Annotated in this window: 7 protein-coding genes; 2 read left to right on the forward strand and 5 right to left on the reverse strand. The window is 69.6% G+C overall.

All coding sequences use genetic code 11. From position 1 onward, the window contains the following. Window positions 1–6 precede the first annotated feature (6 nt). The 5 genes from ACE3PU_RS14880 to dapF form a co-directional block, all read right to left on the reverse strand. A complete protein-coding gene (locus tag ACE3PU_RS14880) occupies window positions 7–822 on the reverse strand; it encodes a SirB1 family protein (RefSeq protein WP_374390925.1) in 816 nt (271 codons plus the stop codon). A 19-nt stretch (window positions 823–841) separates the two neighbouring features. Beyond that, window positions 842–1,228, reverse strand: a complete 387-nt coding sequence (locus tag ACE3PU_RS14885; protein WP_374390937.1) for a YraN family protein — start codon at window positions 1,226–1,228, stop codon at window positions 842–844. Between the two features lie 26 nt (window positions 1,229–1,254). Beyond that, window positions 1,255–2,127 (reverse strand): 16S rRNA (cytidine(1402)-2'-O)-methyltransferase, encoded by an 873-nt coding sequence (rsmI, locus tag ACE3PU_RS14890; RefSeq protein ID WP_374390927.1) that lies wholly within the window; start codon window positions 2,125–2,127, stop codon window positions 1,255–1,257. 10 nt (window positions 2,128–2,137) lie between these two features. After that, the gene (locus tag ACE3PU_RS14895) at window positions 2,138–4,477 is read right to left on the reverse strand and encodes an NADP-dependent malic enzyme (RefSeq protein WP_374390929.1); all 2,340 of its coding nucleotides are present in this window, start codon (window positions 4,475–4,477) and stop codon (window positions 2,138–2,140) included. Window positions 4,478–4,688: 211 nt separating this feature from the next. Next, a complete protein-coding gene (dapF, locus tag ACE3PU_RS14900) occupies window positions 4,689–5,519 on the reverse strand; it encodes a diaminopimelate epimerase (protein WP_374390939.1) in 831 nt (276 codons plus the stop codon). A 184-nt stretch (window positions 5,520–5,703) separates the two neighbouring features. On the opposite strand from dapF, the gene ACE3PU_RS14905 reads away from it, so the two are divergent. Continuing rightward, entirely contained in the window at window positions 5,704–6,519 is an 816-nt protein-coding gene (locus ACE3PU_RS14905; RefSeq protein ID WP_374390931.1) for a potassium channel family protein, read from the forward strand. 100 nt (window positions 6,520–6,619) lie between these two features. Further along, complete coding sequence (locus tag ACE3PU_RS14910) at window positions 6,620–8,806, forward strand: prolyl oligopeptidase family protein (protein ID WP_374390933.1); 2,187 nt, start codon at window positions 6,620–6,622, stop codon at window positions 8,804–8,806. Window positions 8,807–9,047 lie beyond the last annotated feature (241 nt).

Here is a 9,047-nt window from a genome sequence, read left to right on the forward strand (position 1 = left end):
CGGCCCTCAGTTCAGGCGCATCCGGACCCGCTCGAACGTAGTGGAGCGGCGCGCCTCTTCCCGGCCTTCCAGACCATGGGCGCGGGACAGGGCGTCCATCGCGCCGGCCAGCGCCCCCTGCTTTTCGCGGGCCGACGCGACGTCGAGCCAGGGACGATGATCGTCGGGGTCCAGCAGGGCGCGGCGCAGGGCCGAGCGTTCGGCGCCCTCATAGTCCTGGGCGCGGATGGCGCGGCTGAACAGCACGTTCTGCAGCCGGATCAGGGACTGCCGGTCCGTCACCGGCGCCATCAGTATGTCCAGACGGTCCGCCACGTGCGGCGTCAGCCCGGCGCGCAGCGCCCGCCGCGTCAGTTCGCTGGGCAGGACCAGGCGGCCCTGGCTGAACGGGTCCAGCGCCACCGGGCCGTCCGACGTCTCGACCCGCACCATGAAGTGGCCGGGAAAATCGACGCCGGCCGCCTTCAGCCCGGTCGCCGCCGCCGCATGCAGATAGAAGACCGCCAGCGCCGCCGACAGGCCGCGCCGCCGCTCGGCCACGTCGATGATGTCGGTGTTGGACGGGTGGTCGTAGTTCAGCAGGTCGCCGTTCAGGCGCAGGTCGGCGGCCATGGTCTCGGCCAGGGCGTCGTCGGGGCTTTCGCCGCCGATACGCTCCTTCAACCGTTCGCAGGCGTTGCGGGCCAGGGTCCGCACGGGTTCGGGGTCCCGGAAGGGGTAGTCGTGGATGGCGCAGGCGATCGCGGCCTCGAGCAGTGGAAAGCCCGTGTCGCCGGCCTCGCCGGCCTTCTTCAGGATGGACTCGGCCTCGTCCCGGGTCATCCGCCGCCCATACTCCTCTTCATGCTCCGCGCTCGACGCCGCGAAGATGACGCGGAAAACGGCCGGGGGCCAGCGCCACCATGTCGATTCTCAGTTCAAGCGATTTCAACGCCGGCCGATTGCGGCGCACGGCCTCGCCGGCGGCGACGAGCCGGTCGAACTGCGCCGGTTTCAACGAAAGGCGCGCCGCCTCCAGCGTGGCGCGTCGCTTGACCTCGACCACCGCCAGAACCCCGCCGCGCCGGGCCAAGAGGTCGATCTCGCCCCCGCGCCCCTTCAGCCGGAAGCCCAGCACCTGATAGCCCTTGGCCATCAGCCAGGCGGCCGCGATCCATTCCGCCGCGTGGCCTGACTTGAAGGCCGCGCCGCCCTTGGCCTGACGCCACGCCGCCTTGGGACGACGCATCGGCGCGGCGCGGGGCAGGCGATCGGTCACTTGCCGCGAAGCTCCAGCGCGCGGCGATAAAGGGTCTTGCGGTTCAGGCCCAGGGCCCGGGCGACCTCCGATGCGGCCTCACCGGTCGGCAGGCGCTCCAGCGCCTCGGCCAAGGCCGCGTCGGCGTCGGCCTCCGACGCCTGTTCGGCCTCGCCCGGCCCCACCACCACGACGATCTCGCCCTTGGGCCCGTCCAGGCGCGGATCGATCGCCAGCTGGTCCAGCGGCCCGCGCACGCACTCTTCGTAGAGCTTGGTCAGCTCGCGGGCGACGGCGGCGGGGCGGGGGCCGAGAACGGCGGCCATGTCGGCCAGGCTGTCCTTCAGGCGTGGGCCGCTCTCGAAGAAGACCAGGGTCTGGCGCTGGCCTTTCAGCGCCTCCAGGGCGGCGGTGCGGCCGGCGGTCTTGGGCGGCAGGAAACCGGCGAACAGCACCCGGTCGGCGGGCAGGCCGGCGATGCACAGCGCGGCCAGCAGGCTGGACGGGCCGGGGATCGGATGGACCGGCAGGCCCTCGGCGATCACGGCGCGGGCCACGACGAAGCCGGGGTCCGACACCAGGGGCGTGCCCGCGTCGGACACCAGGGCCACCACCTGGCCGTCGCGCAGTCGGGCGATGGCCAGCTCGGCCGCGCGCGCCGAGGCGTGGTCGTCGCACCGCTCCAGCTTGGCCTTCAGCCCGTAGGCCGACAGCAGTTTGGCGGTGACGCGGGTGTCCTCGGCCAGCACCAGATCGGCGGCGGCCAGCACGTCGAGCGCCCGCAGCGTGATGTCGCGCAGGTTTCCGATCGGCGTGGCGACCAGATAAAGCCCCGGCTCGACCCGCCGGGGCGGCGGGACGCTGGGCGGAAAGGCGGCCGGGGCGTCCATCGGTCCGGGATCAGCCCTCGTTCGGCTCGAACAGGGCCGCCGGCGGGCGCGGCGCCGAGGTCAGGCCCGAGCCCTGGAAGGTGGGTCCGGCGTCGTAGGCGGCGAAGGTCGCCGCCGTCAGGATCTCGTTGACCGAGGCGCCCAGCGACACGATCTGCACCGACTTCTCCAGCCCGACCAGCAGGGGCCCGATCAGGGTCGCCCCGCCCAGCGCCTGCACCAGCTTGGTCGAGATCGCGGCGGAATGGATCGCCGGCATCACCAGGGTGTTGGCCGGCTTCGTCAGGCGATTGAAGGCGTAGGCCGGGTGGCCGTGCGGATCCAGGGCGACCTCGGGCGGCATCTCGCCCTCGTATTCGAAATCGACGCCCTTCCGGTCCAGGATGCGGATGGCCTCGCGCACCTTCTCGCCCCGGTCGCCCGGCGGGTTGCCGAAGGTGGAGTAGCTGAGGAAGGCCACGCGCGGATTGCGGCCCAGGCGGCGCACGGTGCCGGCGGCCTTGATGGCGATCTCGGCCAGTTCCTCGGCGCCGGGCAGCTCGTGGATCGAGGTGTCGGCCACGAACAGGGTGCGCCCCTTGGCCAAGAGGATCGACAGGCCGATCAGGGTGTCGTCCACGTCCAGCACGCGCTGGACCTCCTTCAACGCCATGTTGAAGTTGCGGGTCACGCCCGCGACCATGGCGTCGGCCCGGCCCTTGGCGACCAGGGTGGCGGCGAAATAGTTGCGGTCCTGGTTGATCATCCGCTGCACGTCGCGGCGCAGATAGCCCCGGCGCTGCAGCTTCTCGTACAGCCAGTCGGTGTATTCGGCGTTGCAGCCGGAGACGCGGGCGTTGGTGATCTCTATGCCCAGCTCGTCGAAGTTCAGACCCGCCTCCGCAGCGTTCTGATGGATCAGATCCTCGCGACCGACCAGGATCGGCGTGCCCAGTTCGGCCTGCTTGAAGGCCCAGGCGGCGCGGATGACGGCGGGCTCCTCGCCCTCGGCGAAGACGACGCGCTTGTCCGGGCCGCCGCGCACCGCCGAGGTGATCTTCTGCATCAGGGCGGCCGACGGATCGACGCGCGAACGCAGGCTGTGGCGATAGGCGTCCATGTCCTCGATCGGCTGGCGCGCCACGCCGGTGTCCATCGCCGCCTGGGCGATGAAGGGCGGGATGTACCAGATCAGACGCGGATCGAACGGCGTCGGGATGATGTAGTCCGGGCCGAACTTCAACTTGCGGCCGCGATAGGCGGCGGCGACCTCGTCGGGCACGTCCTCGCGCGCCAGCGCCGCCAGCGCCTGGGCGCAGGCCACCTTCATCTCGTGGTTCACCCGGCGCGCGCGTACGTCCAGGGCGCCCCGGAACAGATAGGGGAAGGCCAGGACGTTGTTGACCTGGTTGACGTAGTCCGAGCGGCCCGTCGCGATGATGGCGTCCGAGCGCACCGACTTGACGTCCTCGGGCGTGATCTCCGGGTCGGGGTTGGCCATGGCGAAGATGATCGGATTGGGGGCCATGGAGGCCACCATCTCCTTGGTGATCGCGCCCTTGGCCGACAGACCCAGCACCACGTCGGCGCCGACCATGGCCTCGGCCATGGTGCGGAAGGGGGTGTCGGTCGCGTGGGCGGCCTTCCACTGGTCCATGTCGTGGGGACGGCCCTTGTAGACCACGCCCTCGCGGTCGCAGATGACGGTGTTCTCGGGCCGAACGCCGGCCGCCTTCATCAGGGCGATGGACGACAGGCCCGCCGCCCCGGCGCCGGACAGCACCACCTTGACCTCATCCAGCTTCTTGCCGGCGACGTGGCAGGCGTTGATCAGGCCGGCGGTCGAGATGATGGCCGTGCCGTGCTGGTCGTCGTGGAAGACGGGGATGTCCAGCAGGTCCTGCAGCTCGCTCTCGATGACGAAGCATTCCGGGGACTTGATGTCCTCCAGATTGATGCCGCCCCAGGTGTCGCCGATGTTCTTGACGACGGTGATGAACTCGTCCGGATCGGTGGTCTTCACCTCCACGTCGAAGCTGTCGACGTCGGCGAAGCGCTTGAACAGGACCGACTTGCCTTCCATCACCGGCTTGGAGGCCATGTGGCCCAGGTTGCCCAGTCCCAGGATGGCGGTGCCGTTCGAGATGACGGCGACCATGTTGCCCTTGGCGGTGTAGTCGTAGGCCTTGTCCGCGTCGGCGGCGATGGCCAGAACCGGCACGGCCACGCCCGGCGAATAGGCCAGCGACAGGTCGCGCTGGGTCGCCATCGGCTTGGTGGGGGCCATGGAGATCTTGCCCGGCGTCGGGATGCGGTGGAAGTCCAGCGCCTCTTCGTCGGAGAAGGTCTGCTTGTCGGTCTGGTCGGGCATGGCTGCGGCGTTTCCGGGCGCGTCGTTTCTGTGTGACTCACTCGTTCCTAGAGCGGCCGGCGGAACGGGACAACCACGCAGGCCTCAACGCCGCGCAACGCGTGTCGCGGGGGCGACGCGCCCCATGGCGCCCGCTCAAGGCCGCTGTCGCCGTGCGGAAAAGGTGACCGCCGCATCCGCCTCCGTGCGGATTTCCGCCGAACGCGCCGGACTACAGCGCCAGGGTCCCGGTGCGCTCGATCTCGACCGGCCCGGTCATCAGCACATGGTCGGAGGATTCGTCCCAGTCGATGACCAGTTCGCCCCCGTCGACGACCACGGTCGCCCTTCGGTCGGTCAGACCCCGTCGCGCCGTGGCGACCAGGGCGGCGCAGGCGCCGGTGCCGCACGCCTTGGTCAGGCCCGCGCCCCGCTCCCACACCCGAAGCCGGATGCGGTCGCGGTCCAGCACATGGGCGAAACCGACGTTGACCCCTTCGGGAAACAGCGGGTGATGCTCGACCAGCGAGCCGGATCCGGTGACGAAGCCGTCGTCCTGACGGTCGGTGAAGAAGACGACGTGCGGATTGCCCATTGAGACGGCGCCGGGCGTGTGCAGCACCGGGGCGTCGATCGGCCCGATCTGAAGCTCGATGCCGCGCGTGTCCATCTCCTCGGCCAGCGGCACCTGATCCCAGTCCAGGCGCGGCCGCCCCATGTCGACGGTGACGCGGTGGTCGCCCGCGCGGGTGGCCGTCGTCGGGCCCGCCGCCGTGTCGATGACCGCGCGGTCAGCGCCGTCGGCCTGCATCAGCAGCCAGCCGACGCAGCGCAGGGCGTTGCCGCACGTCTCGACCATGGCGCCGTCGGCGTTCCAGACGCGCATGAAGGCGTCGGCCGTCTCGGACGGCTCGATGGCGATCAGCTGGTCGAACCCCTCGCCCGTCGCGCGATCCGCCAGCGCCCGCACCTGATCCTCGGTGGGGCGGAACGGCGTCTCCAGCGCATTGACGACGACGAAGTCATTGCCGGCGCCGTTCATCTTGACGAAAGGACGGGTGATCATGCGCAGCCATATAGGGCCTGAAGCGGATCGATGAAATCTCCACGCGCCCATCCCGGCGGAAGCCGCGAGCCCGTGCTTTTGCACAAGGTCCGCCGGAAGCATTGGACAGGAACGGCGGCGCGCTATTGAGTGTTGGGCTCTCACTGCGTCCCGGCTTCCGCCGGGATGAGCGGATACCGAAGTGGCCCAGACCGAAGCCTCCCCCGAAAACCAGACCCAGCCCAAGGAAGACGGCCTGCGGCTGCGGGCGCGGCTGCGTTATCTGTATCACGGCTCCCAGCCGCCGGCGGTGCGGTTCCGGCTGACGGTGATCGTGGTCGACATCGCCATCATCGCCTTCTTTCTGGCCGCGCCGATCCTGAAGAACATGGGCTGGGCCTTCTACGCCCTGGATTATCTGATCGCCGCCTTGCTGGCGGTCGATCTGGCGGCGCGCGCCTATGCCTACAACGACATCAAGGACTGGCTGAAGCGGCCCATCGTCTGGGTCGACCTGTTCGTGCTGGCGACCCTGCTGTTCCCCGCCTGGCTCTACAACCTGGGCTTCCTGCGGATGCTCCGGCTGTGGACCCTGCTGAACTCGGACTTCTTCTGGCGGACCGTCGGGGCCCGGTTTGACGACACGCGGGTCGAGGCCATCGCTCGGGCCCTGGCCAATCTGGTGACCTTCGTCTTCGTGGCGACCGGCTTCGTCTATGCGACCTTCCGGGGCCATGACGGCATCGCCGGCTATGTCGACGCCCTCTACTTCACCGTGGCGACGCTGACGACGACGGGCTTTGGCGACGTGACGCTGCCGGGGCCCTGGGGGCGGCTCTTGTCCATCGCCGTCATGCTGGTGGGGATCACCCTGTTCCTGCGGCTGGCCCAGGCGCTGATCAAGCCGCACAAGGTCCGCCATCCCTGCGATCGCTGCGGCCTTCAGACGCATGACACCGACGCGGTCCACTGCAAGGCCTGCGGCAAGCTGCTGTGCATCCCCGACGAAGGGTCGTGAGCGGGATCATGACAAAGCCGTAAGGTTGGCGCGGTCCGCCTTGCCGCCGGGGGTCCCGCCGTTAAGGTGCCGCCTTCGCTTTCCGGGGACTGTCCAAGAAATGATCCGTTCGTCCGCCGCCGTGCTCGCGGCCCTTCTCGCCTCCACCAGCTTGTCGACCGTCGCCATGGCCCAGATCGCAGCACAGACCGCAGCCCAGCCCTCCGCTTCCGCCGCCGCAGGCTTCGCCACCAGCGAGGCGACCGACCCCTACATCTGGCTGGAGGACGTCGAGGGCGAACGCGCCATGGAATGGGTGCGGACGCATAACGCGAAGAGCCTGGGCGTGCTGCAGGGCGATCCCCGCTACGAGCCGCTGCACCAGGCGGCCCTGGCCATCGTCCAGGCGCAGGACCGCATTCCCTCGCCCGGCTTCACGCGCGACGGCCACATCGACAACTTCTGGCAGGACGCCCAGCACGTGCGGGGGATCTGGCGGCGCACGACGCTGGACAGCTACCGCACCGACGCGCCGCAATGGGAAACCATCCTCGACTTCGACGCCCTGGCGACGGCCGAGAACGCCAACTGGGTCTACAAGGGCTCGACCTGCCTGTCGCCGGACGAGCGCTATTGCCTGATCAGCCTGTCGAACGGCGGCAAGGACGCCACGACGCTGCGCGAGTTCGACACGGTCGAGCGCAAGTTCGTCGACGGCGGGATCGTCCTGCCTGAATCCAAAGGCGACGCGACCTGGATCGACCGGGATTCGCTGCTGATCTCGCGCGACTTCGGCCCCGGCACCCTGACCGATTCCGGCTATCCGATGGTGGTCAAGCTGCTGCAGCGGGGCCAGACGCCGGAGCAGGCCCGGACGATCTTCACCGGCCAGCCGACCGACGTGGCCGTTTCGGGCTACACCCTGCGCGACGCCGACGGGGCGCTGAAGGCGACGCTGATCAACCGCTCGATCGACTTCTATTCGTCCGAGACCTGGCGGCTGAAGGACGACGGCGCGCTGGTCCAGCTGCCGCTGCCGGCCAAGTCGAACATCAACGGCCTGGTCGACGGCCGCCTGCTGGTGTCGCTGAAGGAAGACTGGACCGCGCCGTCGGGCCAGGCCTTCCAGACCGGCGACCTGATCGCCTGGCCGCTGGACGCCTGGCTGGCCGATCCGGCGACGCCCGCCCAGCTCGTGCTGCGCCCGACCGAGCGCCAGTCGGTCGAGGCGATCAACGTCACCCGCAACCGGCTGGTCGTGGCCCTGTATGACAATGTCCGCGGTTCGGTGCGGGTCTATACGCCGGGTGACGGCGAATGGGCGCACACGACGCTGGACCTGCCGCAGAACGTCTCGGTCGGCGTCGGCTCGGCCTCCGAAACCGACGACCGGGTGTTCGTCAGCGTCACCGGATACCTGAACCCGTCCAGCCTGTGGCTGGCCGATGCGGCCACCGGCGCCGTCGACCAGGTCAAGTCGATGCCCGCCAAGTTCGACGCCGCCGGCATGACGGTGGACCAGCATGAGGCCCGCTCGGCCGACGGCACGATGATCCCCTATTTCGTGGTCCACAAGGCGGACATGCCGCTGGACGGCTCGAACCCGACGCTGCTCTACGGCTACGGCGGGTTCGAAAGCTCGCTGCTGCCCGGCTATTCGGCGACGGTCGGCAAGCTGTGGCTGGAGCGCGGCGGCGTCTATGTCATCGCCAACACGCGCGGCGGCGGCGAGTTCGGCCCCCGCTGGCACGAGGCGGCGCTGCAGGAGAACCGCCAGCGCGCGCACGAGGACTTCCAGGCCGTCGCGCTGGACCTGATCCGGCGAAACATCACCAGCCAGCCCAAGCTGGGGATCATGGGCGGCAGCCAGGGCGGCCTGTTCATGGGCGCGATGCTGACCCAGCGCCCGGACCTGATCAATGCTGCGGTCATCCAGGTGCCGCTGTTCGACATGCTGCGCTTCCACAAGCTGTTGGCCGGCGCCAGCTGGATCGGTGAATACGGCAACCCCGATGTTCCGGAGGAGCGCGCCTGGATCGAGCGCTATTCGCCCTATCAGAACCTGCGCGCCGACCAGCCCTACCCGGAAGTCTTCCTCCACACCTCGACCAAGGACGACCGCGTCCACCCCGGCCACGCCCGCAAGGCGGCGGCGCGGATGGAGGAGCTGGGCTATCCGGTGCTGTTCTACGAGAACACCGACGGCGGCCACGCGGCCGGCGCCAACCTGCGCGAGACCGCCCGCCGGCTGGCGCTGGAATACACCTATCTTTCGCGCCGCCTGATGGATGCGCCGGCGCAGGAATAGGCTTCCTTCCATCCGCTCATCCCCGCGAAAGCGGGGACCCAGTGCTTTCGCGAGCATCGGCGGCTGGGATCAGGTTCAGTGCGAAGGGGCGACGCCGAACGCCCAAAGGTCTGGGTTCCGGCTTGGGCCGGGATGAACGGAGTTTCCAATGCGTCACCTGATCCTGTCCGCCGCCATCCCAGCGCTTCTGCTGGGCGCGGCGCCCGCCCTGGCCCAGTCCGCCGCGCCCGCGCCCGCGCCC

Source organism: Brevundimonas sp. (assembly GCF_041911375.1).
In the GTDB taxonomy this organism is placed as follows: domain Bacteria; phylum Pseudomonadota; class Alphaproteobacteria; order Caulobacterales; family Caulobacteraceae; genus Brevundimonas.